The organism is Elstera sp. (assembly GCF_044372965.1).
In the GTDB taxonomy this organism is placed as follows: Bacteria; Pseudomonadota; Alphaproteobacteria; order Elsterales; family Elsteraceae; genus Elstera.
Window position 1 is genome coordinate 1 of sequence record NZ_JBILQX010000009.1, and the last position, 17,722, is coordinate 17,722.

A 17,722-nucleotide genomic window follows, 5' to 3' on the forward strand; every position below is an offset into this window, starting at 1 on the left:
GGTGATTGGAACACCGGCGCGGGGTCGGGCTTGGCCGCGACCACCGGAGGCTTAGCGGCAACCGGGCTGGAGGGCGCGACCGCCGGGGCGGTTTGCGCGACCGAAGGAGCGGTTGCCGCGGTCGGGGTCGGCTGCGGTTTGGCCGCAGGCAGTGCCAGCGTGGCCGCGGCAACGGTGCGCGCGGGCGGGGGCGCATCGACCCCGCGCGTCACGGCGAAAACCCACGCCCCCATTCCGGCGAAAAGGGCTATCACAAGCAGCCAAGCGGCGGCGAGAATGCCGCCGCCCCGGTTCTGGGGCGAGCCGCGAGGATCGGTCATGCTGGTCATGGCGGGCGCAATACCTCTGCTGCTGGAGACGCGGCTCAGTTCGGCACGCGGTTGACGTAAAGCGAAATACCGCGAATGAGATCGACGGCGCGGGCGAGTTGATAATCGTCGGACGAGCCCAAAACCAGCGGGGCGGGCTCGCCATTGGCGGCGGGGGTCGGGGCGGCGGGGGCAACCGTGCCCGGGGCGTTGGGATTGGCCCGCTCGTTCGGATTGCGGATCGCCCCGCGCAAGGCCGCTTCGCTGCGGCGCTCGCCTGCGTTCAGCGTTTCGACGCGCGCCAAGGGAACAATAATATCCGGCTCAATGCCCTTCGCCTGGATCGAGCGGCCCGACGGCGTGTAGTAAAGCGCCGTCGTGAGGCGAATCCCGCCATTACCGGGGCCAAGGCGCGTTACGGTTTGCACCGAGCCCTTCCCGAAGGATTTTTGGCCCATAATCACCGCGCGCTTATGGTCTTGCAGTGCACCCGCGACGATTTCCGACGCGGAGGCCGAGCCATCGTCGATCAGCACAACCATCGGCAGGCCACCCGCGAGATCGCCGGGTTTGGCGTTGAAGCGGGTTGCGCCTTCCGGGCGGCGCGGGCTGGAGGTGGAGGTGATTTCCCCCTGCTCCAAAAACTCATCGGAAACCGCAACGGCCTGATCGAGCAAACCGCCGGGGTTGCGGCGCAGGTCGAGCACAATCCCCTTGAGCTTCGAGCCGGCCTGTTCCTTGAACTTCTTCATCGCCGCCTGCACACCCGCATCGCTCTGCTGGGTGAAGCTGGTGATGCGCAGATAGCCGATATCGTCACCCTCAAGCCGCGAGCGCACGCTCTCGACCTTGATGATGGCGCGGGTCAGGGTCACGTCGAAGGCATCGCGGCCCTCGCGGCGGATGGTCAGGCGCACGTCGCTATTGACCGGCCCGCGCATCTTTTCGACCGATTCTTGCAGCGTCAGCCCCAGAACCGCTTCGCCATTGATATGGGTGATCAGATCGTTCGGCTTCAGCCCGGCCTTGCTGGCGGGGGTATCGTCGATGGGGGAGACGACTTTGATAACGCCCTGATCTTGGCTGACTTCAAGGCCCAAACCGCCAAACTCACCGCTGGTCTGGACCTGCATTTCCTCGAAGCTCTTGGGGGTCATGTAGGAGGAGTGCGGGTCGAGCGAGGTGAGCATACCGTTGATGGCGGCTTCAATCAGCGCTTGATCCGAAACCTTTTCCACATAATCGGCACGAATACGCTCGAAGACCTGGCTGAACAGATCAAGCTGCCGGTAAGTGTCGGACGTTTTGGTTTGCGCCAAAGTCTCGGGGATGCTGATCGCCTGACCGATCACCACGCCCGCGCCGATCAGCAGCCCGATGGCGGCACCGCGCGCAAGATAGCGCAGCCGCGACGGGGCCGCTGGCGTTTGCGGGACGGAAGAAAGGGGGCCAGGTCGTTCCATTACCACTCCTAATTGGCTCGTTGCGCCGAAACCCAGGTCTGGGGGTTCAAAGTCAGCCCTTGGCGACGCAGTTCGAAATAGAGCACCGGCGCATGGTCGCCACCCTCACCCATAGCCCCAATCGGCTCACCCGGATCGACCGCGCGCCCAACGGTCGCATCGAGTCGGCCTAAACCGGCAAGCAAGCTATGATAGCCATCCCTATGTTCCACAATCAAGATCAGCCCGTACCCCCGGAAGGGGCCGGAGAAAATGATCTTGCCTGCCGCCGGTGACAAAACAAGGGCACCCTTGCGGGTTTCGATGGAAAGGCCGCGCGACGTAGCCCCCACATCGGTCGCCTGACCATAGGCCCCGGTGATTTTGCCGCTCACTGGCAACGTGCGCCCGGCCTTAGGTGTGATAAGCGCATCACCGAGATCGATATTGCCTGCCGCCTGCTCGCGCCGCACGGCGGTTCGGCCCGCTTCTTCGGCCCGGCGGCGCTCGTCGGCCTGGCGGTCGGCGATGAGTTTTTCCAGCAGATCGCGCAGATCTTTCGCCGACCCGGCAAGCTGCTTTAACTTTGCGCCGGATTTATCGGCTTCGGTATCAAGCTGTTCTTCCAGCGCCTCTTTACGCTTTAGTAGGGCGGCGATTTGCGTGCGCTCCTGCGCAAGGCCGCGCACCTGCGCCGAAACCCGGTCGCGCTGGCGGCGGATAGTATCATCCACCTTCGCCAACTCGTCCAACTCGCCGCGCAAGACTTGCAACCGCTCCTGAACCGCCGGAACGGTGCCGCCGATAATCAGTCCGGCGCGGATGGCGTCCTGCGGGTCGCCCGGCTGCATTAGCATCGCCACCGGGGGAAACTGCGCAAGCCGCTGGCTGGTTGCGAGCAGTTCCACCAGTTCGGCCCGGCGGAGCGCAATCGTGACGCGCTTGTCTTCGGCGTCGGTTTCGAGATCGCGCAGTGCGCCTTCAAGGTCGGTCAGCGCCTTTTCATTCTCGCTGGCGGACCGACCCGAGACGGTGAGTTGGGCGCGTAACTGCTCGACCTCGGCCTGGATTGCCTTCTGTTGCTGGGCTAACTGCTGCTGCTTGGCGCGGGTCGCGGCAAGCTCGCTTTCGATCCGCCGAAGCTCCTGCGCCTTTTGCTCTTCGGCGCTGCGTTGCTGGGCGGCCGTAGGCAGAGCGAGAGCCAGCGTAAGGGCCACAACCGCCCCCGCCCGGCCCCATCCCGATCGGCCCCGCCGCCCGGTCATGCTACTCCGCCGCTGCCTGGGCCGAGGCGACATCGGACAGCAGGCTCGTGCCTGTCATGACGGCGGGTTGCGGCAGGCCGATCAACGCGAGCAGCGTTGGAGCAACGTCGGCGAGCGCGCCTTCGCGCAGGCTTTTGACCGATGCGGGGCCGTTGACGAGGATCGTCGGCACCAGATTGAGCGTGTGGGCCGTGTGCGGCTCCCGCGTGATTGGGTCAATCATCTGTTCGGCATTGCCGTGGTCGGCGGTGATCAGCATCGCCCCCCCGGCTGTGCGCACGGCGGCTTCCAGGCGGGCAAGGCAGGCGTCGACGGTTTCAACCGCTTCAATCGCCGCGCTCAGAATACCGGAATGGCCGACCATATCGGTATTGGCGTAGTTCACGACGATGGCGTCGAAGGTGCCGCTTTCAATCGCCGCGACCAGCTTATCGGTGACTTCTACCGCCGACATGGCGGGCTGAAGATCGTAAGTTTTTACCTTGGGGCTTGGCACGAGAATGCGCTCTTCACCCGGAAACACGGTTTCAACACCGCCGTTGAAAAAGAAAGTGACGTGGGCGTATTTCTCGGTCTCGGCGATGCGCAACTGCGTCTTGCCCGCCTTCGCCAGAACTTCGCCGAACGTGTCGGGAATATCTTCGGGCGGAAACAGCGCCGGGAAAAACGGGTTCAGCGCGCTCGAATATTCGACCATGCCGAGGGTCGCCGTGAAATTTGGCATCCGGCTGCGCGCGAACCCGTCGAAGGCTGGATCGACCAGCGCTGTCAGCAACTCGCGCGCCCGGTCGGCGCGGAAATTGACCATCATGAGCCCGTCACCGTCGGCCATGCCGGCATAAGCCCCGATCACGGTCGGTTGCAAGAACTCGTCTAATTCGCCCACCGCATAGGAAGCTTCGATTGCCGCTTTCGGGCTCTCGGCCATTTTGCCTTGCGCCGAAACGATGGCCTGATAGGCGGCTTCGACCCGATCCCAGCGCTTATCGCGGTCCATCGCGAAGAAGCGCCCGCTGAGGGTTCCGAACCGCACACCCGGAACGCCGCCAAGGGCGGCTTCGACTTGGCTCAAAAAGCCCAACGCGCTCTGCGGCGGCGTATCGCGGCCATCGGTGAAGGCGTGGACGATAACCGGCACGCCCTGGGCCGCGATCAGCTTGGCAACGCCGACGATATGATCTTGATGGCTGTGCACCCCACCGTCAGACATCAGCCCCAGCAGATGCGCCGTGCCGCCCGAGGCTTTCAGAGTCGCAATGAACTGATGAAGGCCGGGTTTTGCCGCCAAAGAACCATCGAGCAAAGCATTATCGATGCGCGGCAGGTCCGGCACGACGATGCGGCCCGCGCCCAGGTTCATGTGCCCCACTTCGGAATTGCCCATCTGGCCTTCCGGCAACCCAACGAACCGCTCGGAGGCATTCAGACGCCCGGTCGGGCACGTTTGCATCAGCCGGTCGAAGGTCGGCGTATTGGCCTGGGCAATCGCGTTATTATCAAGATCGGACCGCAGGCCCCAGCCGTCGAGAATGCACAGGATCACAGGGCGCTGGGACATATTCGGCTTCCTTCTGGCAAAAGGTACAGGTAGGGCGGCGGCCCCGCGCAGTATCTGCCTCTATATAAGAGCAAAACGCGCTCACCGCTATGGACGGATGCGGTGCAACGCGCCATAAAGAGGTGTTTTTAGCGTCTCGACAATCCCGCATTGGGGGTAGGCCGTATGCTGGGCATAGGTTCCTTAAAGATCACGGGCTTACGCACCATTGGTGTGCTATGTCCCGCTTCTCTCTTTGCGCTCGCCCGCTGACCTTCTGCCGGACTGCCCCATGACCACGCTGACCGTTGCAACCTGGAACATCAACTCCGTGCGCTTACGCCTTGAAACCGTCCTGCGGTTTTTGGCCGAATCCGCGCCCGATGTTCTGTGTTTGCAGGAGATTAAAACCGAGGATGCGTTTTTTCCTGGGGCCGCCTTTACCCAGGCAGGCTATCCCTATCAGGCGGTCAAGGGCATGAAAGCCTATAACGGCGTTGCCATTCTCTCGCGCCTGCCACTCACCCGCACCCAAATGCTGGATTGGTGCGAGCGGACCGATAGCCGGCATGTTTCCGCCGAAGTGGCCGGGATTGAGCTGCATAATTTCTATGTTCCGGCGGGCGGCGATATTCCCGACCCCGAACAGAACGATAAATTCGCCCATAAGCTGCGTTTCTTGGACGAAGTGACCGATTGGTTCGCGCAGAACCGTAGCCCCGATCATCCGATGATGCTGGTCGGCGACCTCAATATTGCCCCGCTGGAGCATGATGTTTGGTCGCACAAGAAGCTTTTGGATGTGGTGAGCCACACGCCAATTGAAGTGGACCGCATGGCCGCGTGGCAAAACGGACTGCAGTGGACCGATGCTGTCCGCCATTTCGTGCCCGCCGACCAAAAGCTCTATTCATGGTGGTCGTACCGCGCCAAGGATTGGGACCTTGCCGATAAGGGGCGGCGATTGGATCATGTGTGGGTTACGCCGCCCCTCAAAGATCGGCTGCACTCGACCGACATTCAGCGCCCCTGGCGCGGGGTGGAGAAAGCCTCCGACCATGTTCCCGTTCTCGTGCGTCTAACGGTGCCCGCGTGAGTCTTCATCGCTACGACATTCGCGCGCTCTACGGCGATTATATCCGAGCCGGGCTAGGGATGGTCGCAACGATCGCCCCCATTGCGTTCGTGCGCCCCGATTGGCCGATTGCCATGATGTTGGGCTCCATCGGGTTGCTCTGTTTCTATTTCGTCGCCCAAACCTATATCCGGCACCGCACGGTTGTCGGGATTGACGACGAAGGCATTTTCATGCGCGGCCTCCATACGGTCTCGTTCCGTTGGACCGAACTGTCGCGCTTCAACCTCAATTACTATTCCTTGCGCCGCGACCGGCTGAACGGTTGGATGGAACTCACGGTGAAATCGGGCACGCGCGAAATTACCTTCGATTCGCGCCTGGAGGACTTCGTCACCATCGTTCGCCGTGCCCATGTGGCGGCGAAAGCCAATCAATTGACGATGAACGCGATTACGCAGGCCAATTTGCTGGCTTTGCGCATTTATTAGAAAGGAAACGGCTATGGCATTTCGGTCACTCGATCAGGTTGAGGTTGGGGGCAAGCGCGTTCTCGTGCGCGTCGATCTCAATGTCCCGATGAAAGACGGGGTCGTGACCGATGCCACGCGCATCGAGCGTGCCGCGATCACCCTCGCCGAACTGGCCGATAAGGGCGCGAAGGTGATTGTGCTCTCCCATTTTGGGCGTCCGAAAGGGCCGGATACCGAAAACAGCCTGTCGCACCTCGTTGGTCCCCTGGCCAAAGCCTTGGGCGGGCGTCCGGTGGCGTTTGCCGAGGATTGCATCGGCCCGAAAGCCGAAGCTGCCGTGGCGGCCCTTCAGCCGGGCAGTGTGCTGCTGCTCGAAAATCTGCGCTTCCACGCGGGTGAGGAAAAGAACGATCCGGCGTTTGTCGACGCCCTTGCCGCCTTGGGCGATCTTTGGGTGAATGATGCTTTTTCGGCGGCCCACCGTGCCCACGCCTCCACGGCAGGGCTTGCCAGCAAGCTCCCCGCCGTCGCCGGGCGCTTGATGCAGGCCGAGCTTGAGGCGCTGACCAAGGCCCTCGGCGGCGGCGAGCAGGCAAAGACCGTCGCCATGGTTGGCGGCGCGAAGGTTTCGACCAAGCTCGATATTCTCACCAATCTCGTCACCCGCGTCGGTGCGCTGGTGATCGGCGGGGCGATGGCGAATACCTTCCTTTATGCCCAAGGCCACCCGGTTGGGGCCTCCCTGTGCGAAAAAGAGATGGCCGAAACGGCCCGGTCGATCCTGGCGAAAGCCGCGACGGTGGGCTGCAAAATCATTCTGCCGGTCGATCTTGCCGTGGCGTCAGAGTTTAAAGCTGGTGCCGCTTTCGACATTGTCGCTTCGGGCGCGATCCCCGATGGCAAAATGGCCCTCGATATCGGCCCCGCCAGCGTCACCGAAGCCCGCAAAGCTTTTGAAGCCGCCTCGACCCTGGTTTGGAACGGCCCGGCGGGTGCCTTCGAAATTCCGCCCTTCGACGCTGGGACGGTCCTACTCGCCCAAGCTGCTGCCGAACTGACCCAGGCCGGAAAGCTCATCTCGGTGGCGGGTGGCGGTGATACGGTAGCGGCCCTTGGCGCTGCCGGTGTGGTGGAGAAGTTCACCTATATTTCCACCGCAGGCGGCGCGTTCCTCGAATGGCTGGAAGGCAAAACCCTTCCGGGCGTCGCCGCACTGGAAATTTAACCCTTCGGGGGTGGGGCTTCGGCCCCGTCCTTAAAATCTCTCAAAACAAAAACCCCGGCTCTTCCGAACCGGGGTTTTTTTTAGTCTTTCAAACCGCCCGATTAGTTCAACCGGTTCGGCAGATCGGCAATCGCTTGATCAACGAGCCGCGCCGCCGCATCGCCGGTGGCATTCGCCGCCAGCAAGGCACCGGTTGCCTGAATGGCAATGCGGATCGTCTCATTCTTCACGTCGGCCAAAGCCGAGGCTTCGGCTTGCGCGATTTTGTCGAGCGCGGCTTTTTGACGGCGCGCCAGCGTTGCTTCCAACTCGGCCTGAAGTTCGACCTTCAGGCGCTCGGCGGCGGCATGGGCATCCGCCGTGAGTTGTGCCGCGTCGGCCTTCGCCTTATCGGCTTGAGCCTTCGCTTCGACTAGAAGCGTTTCGGCTTCTTTGCGAAGGGCGGAGGCTTCGTCGATCTGACGTTTTACCGTTGCGGCGTGCGTGTCGAGAATGCCACCAAGGGCCGTCCACAGCTTCTTGCCCGCGAAGGCAACGAAGACGACAAAGCCAATCGCAACCCAAGTATTCGGATCTTGGAGCAGCCCGCCGGTAGGTTCGGTAGCCATTAGGCATGCCCTCCTTGCGCCGTTGCGGCAACGGCCGCCGTTGCGTCCGCGTCGCTCACCGCAACGTTCAGCAGCTTGGAGGCCGCCGCTTGGGCAACCTCGGACGCAACCGAGCGCACATTTGCGAGCGCGGCAGACTTAGCAGCATCAATCCGGGCTTCTGCCGACGCCGTTTCCGCCGTCAGTTTTTGCACCAATTCGCTTTCGCGCAGCTTGGCTTCCGCCGAAACAGAATCCTGCACCGCTTTCAGCGTGGCCGCCGCCGAAGCTTTCGCGTCGGCTAATTGTTTCTGCACAGCGGCCTGAAGCTCTTCAGCGCTCGCCCGGGCTGCCTTGGCAGCGGCGATGTCACCGTCGATGCGGCTGCTGCGGGCGTCCAGAATACGGCTTAACCGGGGCAGGGCCACTTTCGCCATCAGCACAAGCAGAAGGCCAAAAGTGATTGCCAGCCAGAAAAGCTGCATCGAGAAAACGCCGGGGTTCAGTTGTGGCATTGGAGTCCCCGATCTTGGGTGCCCGATTCCGGGAACCCGAAGGGCGCCCCTCCCCTAAGGGAAGCGCGCCCAGAATGCACGGATAAGGCTTACGAGAATAGGATCAGGAAGGCGATCAGCAGCGCGAAGAGCGCCACGGCTTCCGTCAGTGCGAAGCCAAGGATACCAACGCTACGCAGGTTGGATTCGACGGCCGGGTTACGGGCGATCGAAGCAATCAGCGTCGAGAAGATGTTGCCAAGGCCGATGCCGACGCCAAAAAGGGCGATAACGGCGAGACCGGCACCGATGAACTTGGCGGCTTGAGCGTCCATGTTAGGATCCTTCGCGGTAACTAAGTGGTGGTGTTGAAAACAGTCTCAGAAGTTGGCCGGGCTTAGTGAAGCTCGATCGCGTCCTTGAGATAGAGGCAGGTCAGGATGCTGAACACATAGGCTTGCAGCAACGCGACCAGAATTTCAAAGCCGGTGAGGGCGACGATCAGCGCCAAGGGCGCAAGACCGCCAATGATCCCCAACGACACAGCGAACCCGCCGAACACTTTAAGCATCGTATGGCCCGCCATCATATTGGCGAACAAACGAATGGACAGGCTCACGGGGCGGGCGAAATAGGAGAGGACTTCGATGGGGATAACGATAATCGCCATCCACCAAGGGGTGCCATGGGGCAGGAAGAAGCTGAAGAAGTGCAGGCCATGGCGCATCAGCGCAATCACCGTCACCACCACAAAAACCGTCGCCGCAAGGCCGAAGGTAACAATGATGTGGCTGGTGAAGGTAAAGCTGAAGGGGATCATGCCCAGCAGATTGCCGAACAGCACGAAGATGAACAGCGAGAAGACGAAGGGGAAATATTTCATCCCTTCCTGGCCCGCATTCTCGCGCACCATATTGGCGACGAACCCATGCAGCACTTCGGCCAGGGACTGAAGTCGACCGGGGATAACTGCCTGACGCGCCGTAGCAGCGATCATCAAGCCCGTTGCCACGACGACGGCAATCACCATCCACAGCGCGGAATTGTTGAACGGCACATTGAAGCCGGCCAGCGAGAGTTCCGGGCCGATAGAATGGACTTCAAATTGCGCCAGCGGACCTGCCACGATGCCTATTCCTCTCGCTTCGGCGGTTGCTGATCGGGAGTCTTGCGCCGATAACCGACGCCCGCATCCTGCCCATTCAGAAACCGATACACATTCAAAAACCCGGCTGCCGCGCCCAACATGAAGCAGACGATCAAGCCCCACGGCTTGGTTCCGGCATAGAGATCGATCCCATACCCGAGACCGGCCCCTAAGAGAACCCCTGACACGAGATCGACCCCGACCCGCGCGCCAACGCCTAAGTCGCCCTTGCCCGTCCCTTTCGCGGCGGGTTTCCCCTGCCGCTCGGCTTCCAAGGAGGCGAGGCGCTGCGCGAACGCATCGTCGCGCGTGTCTTCCCCCTCGTGAGGCCCGGTCATAGGCACGGCCTTTCTTGATCGCCCGGTTCAAGCGAACCGGCAAATTGCGCCGCACCATAAAAAGACCCCCGCCCCCTGTCAAGAATAAGGGGGGCCGAAAGGCGGGGTTTGGTTAAGATTTCGGCCATCGGCGATGAAACCAGAGCCATTGCGCCGGATTCGCGCGGATCCACGCTTCAAGCTGCCGGTTGATCGCGCCCATGAAAGCCTGCTGCGCCAAAAGGCCGGTTTGGCCGTCCGCAAGGGTTTCGGGCTCGATCAAGGGACTGATAATCAAGCGAAACCGCGCGCCCGTCAGCCGGATCGGCTGGGCCGCCAGCAGCGGCGTTTTGAAGCGCAACGCCAGATCGGCCAAAGCCGAGGCCGTCATCGCAGCTTCGCCGAAGAAGGGCACCGAAATGCCGTCGTTCATTTTTTGATCGACCAGAAGCCCTAAATGCGCCCCGCTTTTCAGCGCTTTCAGCAGAATCCTGGCCCCCGGCGCGCCCTTTGGCACCAGATGCGGGCCGCTGAGGCGGCGGGCGTGACGAATGATCGCATCGATTTTGGGGTTATTCGGCGCGCGATACACATTGGTGAGCGGCACCCCCGCCACCCCGGCGGCGGCAGGGAGAATTTCCCAATTGGCGAGATGACCGGAAAAGGCGATTCCGGGGCGGCCATCGTCCCGAAACGCGGCCAGATGCTCACCGCCGATAATCTCCACCCGCTCGGCCATGATCTGGGTGAGATGGGGATATTCGAACAGCGTGCGCCCGAGATTGTCCCACGCATCGCGCAGCAGGCGGCGACGCTCCGGCGCGGGCAGGTTGGGAAAGGCGATGTCCAGGTTCCGCTCCGCCACCCGATGCACCGGTAGCCACGGCCCCACGGCCCGCGCCAGCCCGCCGCCGAGACCGGAGGCCATATCGAGCGGCAAGGCCCGCAGCAGCCCATACAAGCCCCAGGCTAAGCCTGCTTCCAGCGGATCTTGCAGAAGATGGCGTAGACGCGAGCGGCTCATAGGCTGGGCTCCAGATACGGCGCGAGCAACCCGTCGAGCACGGCCCCGTCCTCGAACACAAGGCGCACGGGCAAGGTTGCAATGCCCGCCCGGTCGGTAAACGGCAAGCGCGCCCAATCTTTAGATGTCGTTATCAGCGTCGCCCCCTCCCGCGCCGCCTGTTGGCGCAAAGCGGCAAGATCGGTTGCCCGGTAGGGCCGATGATCGGCAAAAGCGCGGGTGCCGACAAGCTCGGCCCCCAGGGCTTCCAGCGTTTCGAAGAATTTCTGCGGGCGGCCAATTCCGGCGAAGGCCACAAGCTTTTGCCCGCGCCAGCGCGCTGCATCCTCCGGCGTCGGTTGCAGCGTGGCGCTCAGCAGCGGCAGACCGGGGGGAAGCAGCTTTTCCAGCCCCACCCTGTCGGGGCCAACGCAAACCACGCCCTGCGCCCGCGCCAGCCCGGCAGCGATAGGCTCGCGCAGGGGACCCGCGGGTAGCACGCGGCCATTCCCGAAGCCCGTTGCCCCATCGACGACGATCAACGATAGGCTTTTGCAGACCGCCGGATTCTGAAACCCATCGTCCATAACAATGATCTGCGCCCCTGCCGCCCGCGCGGCTTTGGCCCCGAGGGCGCGGTCTTTCGCCATAATCGTTGGCGCAAGCGCGGCGAGCAGCAGGGGTTCGTCCCCAACCTCCGCCGCCGTATGCTGAGCGGGATCGACCCAGGTCGGCCCCGGTAGCGCGCCGCCATAGCCGCGCGTGAGGCAAAAAACCTGCCGCCCCGCCGCCTGCAACCGTTCGGCCACCGCCAACACGGTCGGCGTTTTCCCCTGCCCGCCGACGGTGAGATTGCCGATGCACAGAACCGGACAGCCGGGGTTGAAGCCCGGCGTTGCCGCGAGCCGCTGGGCCGTTACCGCCGCGACACGGTCCGCAAGAGGGGCGAGCAGCCGGGGCAGAACTCCGTCCCGCTGCCAAAAGCCAGGCGCGTGCATCGGTTAGGCCCCAGAAGCCATTTCTGGGGGGGGCGTATCCGAGCGCCCGTCGATTTCAAGCGGTGGGCCGGGCGGCACGGGGGAGAAGCCGAAATGGGTATCGACCGCCTCCAGTTGCGCATTCATCGCCGCTTCGATCCGCTCCCGCGCCGCCTCGATGGAGAGGCCCGCCACCGAAATCGGCGCATCGGCCCGCAACAAAACGCGGTTGAACGGCAAGGCCAGGACGAACCGGTCCCAACTGCCCATCAGCTTCCGGCGCTTCACGCTATAGGTGATGGGGATGACCGGCACGCCCGCCGTGATTGCCGCATAGGCAACGCCGAATTTCGCCCGCTGGCGCGGCCCTTTCGGCCCGTCTGGGGTAATGGCGACGATCTTTCCCGCTTCGAGCAGGCGCACGATTTCATGCAGCGCCTCCTTACCCCCCCGGCGAGACGAACCTGCAATCGCCTCGATCCCAAACGGGCGCACCGCCCGAGCGATCATCGCGCCGTCGCGGTGTTGGGAGATCAGCACATGCACCAAAGCGCCGGTTTGCGGCCAATGATAGGCCATCAGCAGAATGCGGCTATGCCAGAAGGCGGCGATAAAGGGCCGTCCGGCCTTCAGCAGCGCATCGGCCTCCGGGTGCCAATCGCGCTCGGCCCGGCTGGTCCACCAAACGAAGCGGATATAGGCGAAGGCGAAGCTGACAAGCAGCCGTTGCACCATGGCCGATTTAGCGAGTTTCTTCATCCGGCCACCGGCTCCGCGAATTGCAGCGCGTGCAAGCGCGCATAAAGCCCCGTCCGGGCCAGAAGCTCGGTGTGGCTGCCCCGTTCTACGACTTTGCCGCGCTCCAGCACATAAATAAGATCGGCATCGACCACTGTCGAAAGGCGATGGGCGATCACCAGCACCGTCCGCCCCTGCATCAACCGGTCGAGCGCCGCCTGCACCAGCCGTTCCGATTCGGTATCGAGCGCGCTGGTCGCCTCGTCGAGCAGCAGAATCGGCGCGTTCTTGAGCATCGCGCGGGCGATAGACAGCCGCTGGCGCTGCCCGCCCGACAGTTTCACGCCGAATTCACCGACCACCGTATCGTAACCTTGGGGAAGCTCGGTGATGAACTCATGGGCCGCCGCATCGCGCGCCGCCTGAATAATCTCAGCCTTGCTCGCCTCGGGGCGGCCATAGGCGATATTGGCGCGCACGCTATCGTCGAACAGGCTGACTTCTTGACTGACAAGACCAATCGAGCGGCGCAGCGAGCCGAGCGTTACACTGCGCACGTTCTGCCCGTCGATAAGGATGCGCCCCGCCGTCACATCATAAAAGCGCGGAATGAGATTGAGGATGGTGGATTTGCCCGCGCCCGAGGGGCCAACCAAGGCCACCTTCTGCCCCGCCGGAATCACCAGATCGAGCCCGTCGAGCTGCGAGGCTTCGGGATCGGCATAATGGAAGCGCACGCCCTCGAACCGCACTTCGCCGCGCGGCACCGCCAGCGCGGGCGCGTCGGGGGCGTCGGCAATGGCGGGGGGCGTGTCGATCAGGGTAAAGACCCGATCCGCCGCCGCCAGCCCCTCTTGCATCGAGACATTCAGATTGGCGAGGCGTTTGATCGGCTCATAGGCCAACAGCAGCGCCGTGATGAAGCTAAAGAAGGTGCCCGTGGTGCGCGTGCCGTCGATCACCTGACTGCCGCCGTAGACGATGACGGCGACGATGGCAACGCCGCCCAGGGTTTCCATCACCGGGCTCGAAATCGCCCGCACGCGCGAAGCTTTGGCAATCAAGCGGTGCAGCCGATTAATCAGCGTCGCCGCGCGGCCCGTCTCATACTCCTCCATCGCATAGGATTTTACATGGCGCGCGCCCATGAACACCTGTTCGAGCAGGGTCGTGAACTGCCCCATCTCCACTTGAGTATTGGCCGACACCTTGCGCATGCGCTTGCCCAGGCGGGCTATGGGGAGAATGGCGGTCGGGAAACCGACAAAGGCGACCAGCGTCAACACCCAATCCTGCTGCACCATCACCGCGACGAGGAAGATCACGCCCAGCACGTCCTTCCCCAAACCCGTGAGCGTGGAGGAGACGAGATTGCGCATCAGCCCAACGTCGTTGGTGAAGCGGCTCACCAGCGAGCCGGTCGGCTGCCCGTGGAAAAACGCCAGATCGGCATGGACCACATGGGCAAAAAGCCGCTGCTGGATATCCGAGATAATCCGCTGCCCGGTGGTGTTCATCACCACCGATTCGCCGTAGCTCGCCAGCCCTTTGACAAAAAAGGTCAGCAGAATCAGCCCGCCGATTTCCCACAAAAGGCTGCGGTCTTTATTGGTGAACACATCGTCCAGCACCGGCTGGATGAGCTTCGCCAGCGCCGCCGTTGTGCCCGCCACCAGCATCATCATCAGCACCGCCAGCGCGAAGCGCGGCAGGTAAGGGCGCACATGCTCGCGCATCAGGCGAAGCAGCAGCGCGCGGCTGGTTTGCGGGGCGGGGCGGGTTGCAGACACGGGGGGCAGGCTCTCTTACATAAAACGCCGCACGCTTAGCATGTTTTGGCAAAAGCGCAAAACGGCGGAACCTTGGGGGCACCACGCGCCCGCTGCCCAAAGGTTCCACCGAATACGAAAGACCATCTCGATTATGGAAAAATTATGCCGTATCTTTTTAAAAGAAACACCTGACCGGAGGGGAGAAATGCTAAAAAACCGCGCCTCTTTCGCCCTTTTTTCAGTCGTGCCGAGCCTTATTGTTTGCACACCTATAGAAGCCAAAGAGATTAGTTTCGGTATGCGCGAAATCGCGCCCTACGCCATTAAAACCGAAACTGGTGCTGCGGGTCTTGATACTGAAATCATCGCGGCGGCTTTGGCCGAACGCGGCCATCATCTTGCGGTAAAATTCTATCCTTTCGCCCGGTTGATCGCGACCTTCAACGAGAATAAGGAAATCGAAGCCGCAGCCCCGGTGGTACCGCGCTTCAATCTCACCGGCACGCTAACCGAGCCTTTCATAACCTATCGCAATATCGGCCTGTCCCTCGCCCAAGCGCATCTCAGCGTCACCACGCTGGCGGACCTTAGCCATCTCCAAATCATCGCTTTTCAGAATGCGCGCAACGCCCTGGGGCCGGAGTTTGCGGCAGCGGTCGCCAACAATAATGGCTACCGGGAAGAATCGAGCCAGCCGCTTTCGGTGAAGGTTCTGTTCAATGGCCGGGCAGATTTGATTATCGGCGAGCGGCGCATTTTCCGCCACCTCATCAACGATCCGGCAACGGGCATCGATAAGACCATCGAAACGGTGGAGCACCCGCTGTTTGCGCCAACCCATTATAGCGTGATCTTCCGCGATCCGGCGCTTGCCGAGGATTTCAACGCCGGGCTTGCCGCGATCAAAGCCTCCGGCCTGTATGACGCGATTTTGCAGAAATACTAGGCTTGCACCCTTGAGCCGCCCGCACCGCCCCTTATAGTGTCGGCCTATGCGTATTCTATTCGTCTCCAGCGGGCTCGATCCGCGCACGGGGGGAACGGCCACGGCGGCGGTTTCCGTTTGTCTCGCCGCCCGGCGGGCGGGGCTGGAGGTCGATCTGCTCTACCCGGTCGAGCGGGAGGTCGAACCGCTGCTGGGGCCGACCGTGGCGCTCCTAGCAGCGGCGGGCGTGACCGTCCGCGCCTTCCCCTTCAGCGGCTACAAGCGCGCCGTGCGCTGGGGGATTTCGGCGGAACTCAACGCTTGGCTGTTCAAACACGCGCGCTTTTACGACGTGATCCACGCCCATTCCTGCTGGGTCTGGACCTCGGTTGCCGCGGTCCGCGCCGCGCGCGCCGCGCGAAAGCCGGTGGTGTTGATGCCCCACGAAAGCCTAACGCGCTTCGACATCGGCAATGCCTCCTCCACCCCCTTGCGCTGGGCGAAATGGCTGCTGCGCGACTGGTACGTGAAGCGGCTGGATAAGATCATCGTGTCGTCGGACCTAGAGGCGCGCGATTCGCTGCTGGCCGATTACCCGCGCACCGAAATCATCCCCCACCCGGTCTTTGATGAAACCGAACCGCAGCCGCTGCGCCGCCTGCAAGGGCCGGAGCCCGATTGGTCGCCGCTCACGGTCGGCTTCCTCGGGCGGTTCCATCCGAAAAAAAACCTATCCCTGCTAATCGACGCCGTCGCCGACGCCCCCGGCGTCCGCCTGCAAATCGCGGGCGGCGGGGAATTGGAGGACGAGCTCCGCGCCCGCGTCGCCCGCCGCAAGATCGAAGGCCGCGTCAGCTTCCTTGGCTTCATCGGCGGGGAGGAAAAAGCCAGCTTCCTGCGCACCATCGACCTGCTGGCCGTGCCCTCCCAGTTCGAATGCTTCGGGCTGGTGGCCACCGAAGCCCTGGTGCAGGGAACCCCCGTGCTGCTCTCCCCCACCGTCGGCGTGGCCGATGATATTGCCGCAGCGGGCGCGGGGATCATCATTCCGCCGCGCCCGGACGCGATTGCAGTCGCCCTGCGCGACCTAGACCAGAACCGCGAGCGGTTGCACGCGATGGCGGGAAAGGCGTTTGGGACGGCGCTGGGGCTCTATTCCTTTGCCGCGCATGGGGCGCGGTTGCGGGAGGTGTATGAGGGGGTCGAAAAGTAGGTTATATATCGTCGTAACGACGGAATGAATCAGGATAACCGACATGATTTTCGACAGCCCCGCGCTTGAGGCGTTGGATCACGAAGTCCTCGGCCTGATCCAAGCGCAACGGCAGCTTTTGCGCCACCACGTCGGGCAGAATCCAACCCGGTGGCGGGGGTTTATTCGCAAGAACACTTTTGCCCGCGCCCTGCAAGGCTCCAATAGTATCGAAGGCTATACCGCCAATCTGACCGAAGCCGTGGCGATTATCGATGAAGAGCGCCCGGAAACGCTGGAGGAGGAAACCTTAAAAGCTCTGCAAGGCTATCGAACCGCCATGGCCTATATTATGGCGGTGCATGATGATCCCTACACGCAGATCACCTTAGAGCTTATCCGCAGCCTACATTATATGATGCTAAGTTACGATCTCACCAAGCTCCCCGGCCAGTGGCGGCCCAATCCCATCTATGTTCTCGATGAGGTCGCCCAAGAGATCGTTTATGAGGGGCCAGAGGCGGCGGCGGTTCCGGCGCTGATGGAGGCGCTAGTTCGGCAGATCAATGAAACCCGCGCCGACAGCCCGCCCATCGTGCAAGCCGCGATGGCCCATTTGAATCTCGCCATGATCCACCCGTTCAAAGACGGTAACGGGCGGATGGCGCGGGCACTGCAAACGCTGATTATCTCGCGCAACGACGCAAGCTCGCCGGTGTTCAGCAGCATCGAAGAATGGCTGGGCCGCAATACCCCCGCTTATTACGCGCTGTTGAAGGAGGTGGGCGAGGGCCGCTGGAGCCCGCAAAACTCCGCCCTACCCTGGGTGCGCTTCTGCCTGCGTGCCCATTACCAGCAGGCCGCGACGCTGCTGCGGCGCAACGCCCATATGGGCCAAGTGTGGGCGCGCGTCAGCCAACTGGTCGCCGCGCATAAACTGCCCGAGCGCACCGAAAGCGCCCTGGTGGAAGCCGCCTTCGGCTACACGCTGCGCAATCACCGCTACCGGGTGGAAAACGAAATTTCTGACGTGGTCGCCTCCCGCGATCTGAAACGCCTGTGCGACTTGGACCTGCTCATCCCAAAAGGCGAAAAACGGGGCCGCACCTATGTCGCCGCCCCGGCTCTGCGCGCCCTTTGGTCCGACACACTCCACCGCCGCCGCTCGGACGATCCCTATGCTCTGGCGCGGGAGAAGCAGACGCCGCTATTGTTTTGAGGGGGGAGGGTTGCTACGAGCCACAT

The 17,722-nt window shown here is 62.6% G+C and carries 19 protein-coding genes; 6 read left to right on the forward strand and 13 right to left on the reverse strand.

Going from position 1 to position 17,722, the window contains the following annotated elements; translation table 11 throughout:
- The 4 genes from ACIQ36_RS02485 to gpmI all read right to left on the reverse strand — a co-directional run.
- Window positions 1–329 (reverse strand): hypothetical protein (locus tag ACIQ36_RS02485; RefSeq protein ID WP_395825346.1); only part of this gene is annotated, 329 nt, incomplete at its 3' end.
- Window positions 330–364: 35 nt separating this feature from the next.
- Window positions 365–1,771: a S41 family peptidase gene (locus ACIQ36_RS02490; protein WP_395825349.1), complete on the reverse strand. Its 1,407-nt coding sequence runs from the start codon at window positions 1,769–1,771 to the stop codon at window positions 365–367.
- Between the two features lie 8 nt (window positions 1,772–1,779).
- On the reverse strand, window positions 1,780–3,015 hold the full coding sequence (locus ACIQ36_RS02495) for a murein hydrolase activator EnvC family protein (protein ID WP_395825352.1): 1,236 nt from the start codon (window positions 3,013–3,015) through the stop codon (window positions 1,780–1,782).
- Between the two features lies 1 nt (window position 3,016).
- Window positions 3,017–4,573: a 2,3-bisphosphoglycerate-independent phosphoglycerate mutase gene (gene gpmI, locus ACIQ36_RS02500; protein ID WP_395825355.1), complete on the reverse strand. Its 1,557-nt coding sequence runs from the start codon at window positions 4,571–4,573 to the stop codon at window positions 3,017–3,019.
- 271 nt (window positions 4,574–4,844) lie between these two features.
- On the opposite strand from gpmI, the gene xth reads away from it, so the two are divergent.
- The 3 genes from xth to ACIQ36_RS02515 are packed head-to-tail and all read left to right on the forward strand — an operon-like array spanning window position 4,845 to window position 7,325.
- Window positions 4,845–5,648 carry an exodeoxyribonuclease III gene (xth, locus tag ACIQ36_RS02505; RefSeq protein ID WP_395825358.1) on the forward strand — a complete coding sequence of 268 codons (804 nt, stop codon included), beginning with the start codon at window positions 4,845–4,847 and terminating at the stop codon, window positions 5,646–5,648.
- Window positions 5,645–6,118: a hypothetical protein gene (locus tag ACIQ36_RS02510; RefSeq protein ID WP_395825361.1), complete on the forward strand. Its 474-nt coding sequence runs from the start codon at window positions 5,645–5,647 to the stop codon at window positions 6,116–6,118. Before xth ends, ACIQ36_RS02510 begins: the two co-directional genes overlap by 4 nt.
- Window positions 6,119–6,131: 13 nt before the next feature.
- The gene (locus ACIQ36_RS02515) at window positions 6,132–7,325 is read left to right on the forward strand and encodes a phosphoglycerate kinase (RefSeq protein ID WP_395825363.1); all 1,194 of its coding nucleotides are present in this window, start codon (window positions 6,132–6,134) and stop codon (window positions 7,323–7,325) included.
- A gap of 101 nt (window positions 7,326–7,426) precedes the next feature.
- Here ACIQ36_RS02515 and ACIQ36_RS02520 read toward each other — a convergent pair whose 3' ends face one another.
- The 9 genes from ACIQ36_RS02520 to msbA all read right to left on the reverse strand — a co-directional run bounded on the left by ACIQ36_RS02520 (window position 7,427) and on the right by msbA (window position 14,378).
- Window positions 7,427–7,933 carry a F0F1 ATP synthase subunit B gene (locus tag ACIQ36_RS02520; protein WP_395825366.1) on the reverse strand — a complete coding sequence of 169 codons (507 nt, stop codon included), beginning with the start codon at window positions 7,931–7,933 and terminating at the stop codon, window positions 7,427–7,429.
- Window positions 7,933–8,427: a F0F1 ATP synthase subunit B' gene (locus ACIQ36_RS02525; RefSeq protein ID WP_395825369.1), complete on the reverse strand. Its 495-nt coding sequence runs from the start codon at window positions 8,425–8,427 to the stop codon at window positions 7,933–7,935. Before ACIQ36_RS02525 ends, ACIQ36_RS02520 begins: the two co-directional genes overlap by 1 nt.
- 89 nt (window positions 8,428–8,516) lie before the next feature.
- Window positions 8,517–8,741 carry an ATP synthase subunit C family protein gene (locus ACIQ36_RS02530; protein ID WP_045776850.1) on the reverse strand — a complete coding sequence of 75 codons (225 nt, stop codon included), beginning with the start codon at window positions 8,739–8,741 and terminating at the stop codon, window positions 8,517–8,519.
- Window positions 8,742–8,803: 62 nt separating this feature from the next.
- A complete protein-coding gene (locus ACIQ36_RS02535; RefSeq protein ID WP_395825372.1) occupies window positions 8,804–9,532 on the reverse strand; it encodes a F0F1 ATP synthase subunit A in 729 nt (242 codons plus the stop codon).
- A 5-nt stretch (window positions 9,533–9,537) separates the two neighbouring features.
- On the reverse strand, window positions 9,538–9,891 hold the full coding sequence (locus ACIQ36_RS02540; protein WP_395825375.1) for an AtpZ/AtpI family protein: 354 nt from the start codon (window positions 9,889–9,891) through the stop codon (window positions 9,538–9,540).
- Between the two features lie 112 nt (window positions 9,892–10,003).
- Window positions 10,004–10,894: a lysophospholipid acyltransferase family protein gene (locus tag ACIQ36_RS02545; protein ID WP_395825378.1), complete on the reverse strand. Its 891-nt coding sequence runs from the start codon at window positions 10,892–10,894 to the stop codon at window positions 10,004–10,006.
- Window positions 10,891–11,871, reverse strand: coding sequence for a tetraacyldisaccharide 4'-kinase (gene lpxK / locus ACIQ36_RS02550; RefSeq protein WP_395825381.1), 981 nt, complete (start codon window positions 11,869–11,871; stop codon window positions 10,891–10,893). The genes ACIQ36_RS02545 and lpxK overlap by 4 nt, the downstream gene beginning before the upstream one ends.
- 3 nt (window positions 11,872–11,874) lie before the next feature.
- Window positions 11,875–12,609 (reverse strand): lysophospholipid acyltransferase family protein, encoded by a 735-nt coding sequence (locus ACIQ36_RS02555; protein ID WP_395825384.1) that lies wholly within the window; start codon window positions 12,607–12,609, stop codon window positions 11,875–11,877.
- The gene (gene msbA, locus ACIQ36_RS02560) at window positions 12,606–14,378 is read right to left on the reverse strand and encodes a lipid A export permease/ATP-binding protein MsbA (RefSeq protein ID WP_395825387.1); all 1,773 of its coding nucleotides are present in this window, start codon (window positions 14,376–14,378) and stop codon (window positions 12,606–12,608) included. Before msbA ends, ACIQ36_RS02555 begins: the two co-directional genes overlap by 4 nt.
- Before the next feature lie 280 nt (window positions 14,379–14,658).
- Here msbA and ACIQ36_RS02565 point away from each other — a divergent pair, with 280 nt between their 5' ends.
- Genes ACIQ36_RS02565 through ACIQ36_RS02575 form a run of 3 tightly spaced genes read left to right on the forward strand, consistent with a single transcriptional unit; the run spans window position 14,659 to window position 17,696 of the window.
- On the forward strand, window positions 14,659–15,306 hold the full coding sequence (locus ACIQ36_RS02565; RefSeq protein WP_395825390.1) for a substrate-binding periplasmic protein: 648 nt from the start codon (window positions 14,659–14,661) through the stop codon (window positions 15,304–15,306).
- 46 nt (window positions 15,307–15,352) lie between these two features.
- A complete protein-coding gene (locus ACIQ36_RS02570) occupies window positions 15,353–16,498 on the forward strand; it encodes a glycosyltransferase family 4 protein (RefSeq protein WP_395825393.1) in 1,146 nt (381 codons plus the stop codon).
- Between the two features lie 43 nt (window positions 16,499–16,541).
- A complete protein-coding gene (locus tag ACIQ36_RS02575) occupies window positions 16,542–17,696 on the forward strand; it encodes a Fic family protein (protein WP_395825396.1) in 1,155 nt (384 codons plus the stop codon).
- The last annotated feature ends 26 nt before the right edge of the window (window positions 17,697–17,722 follow it).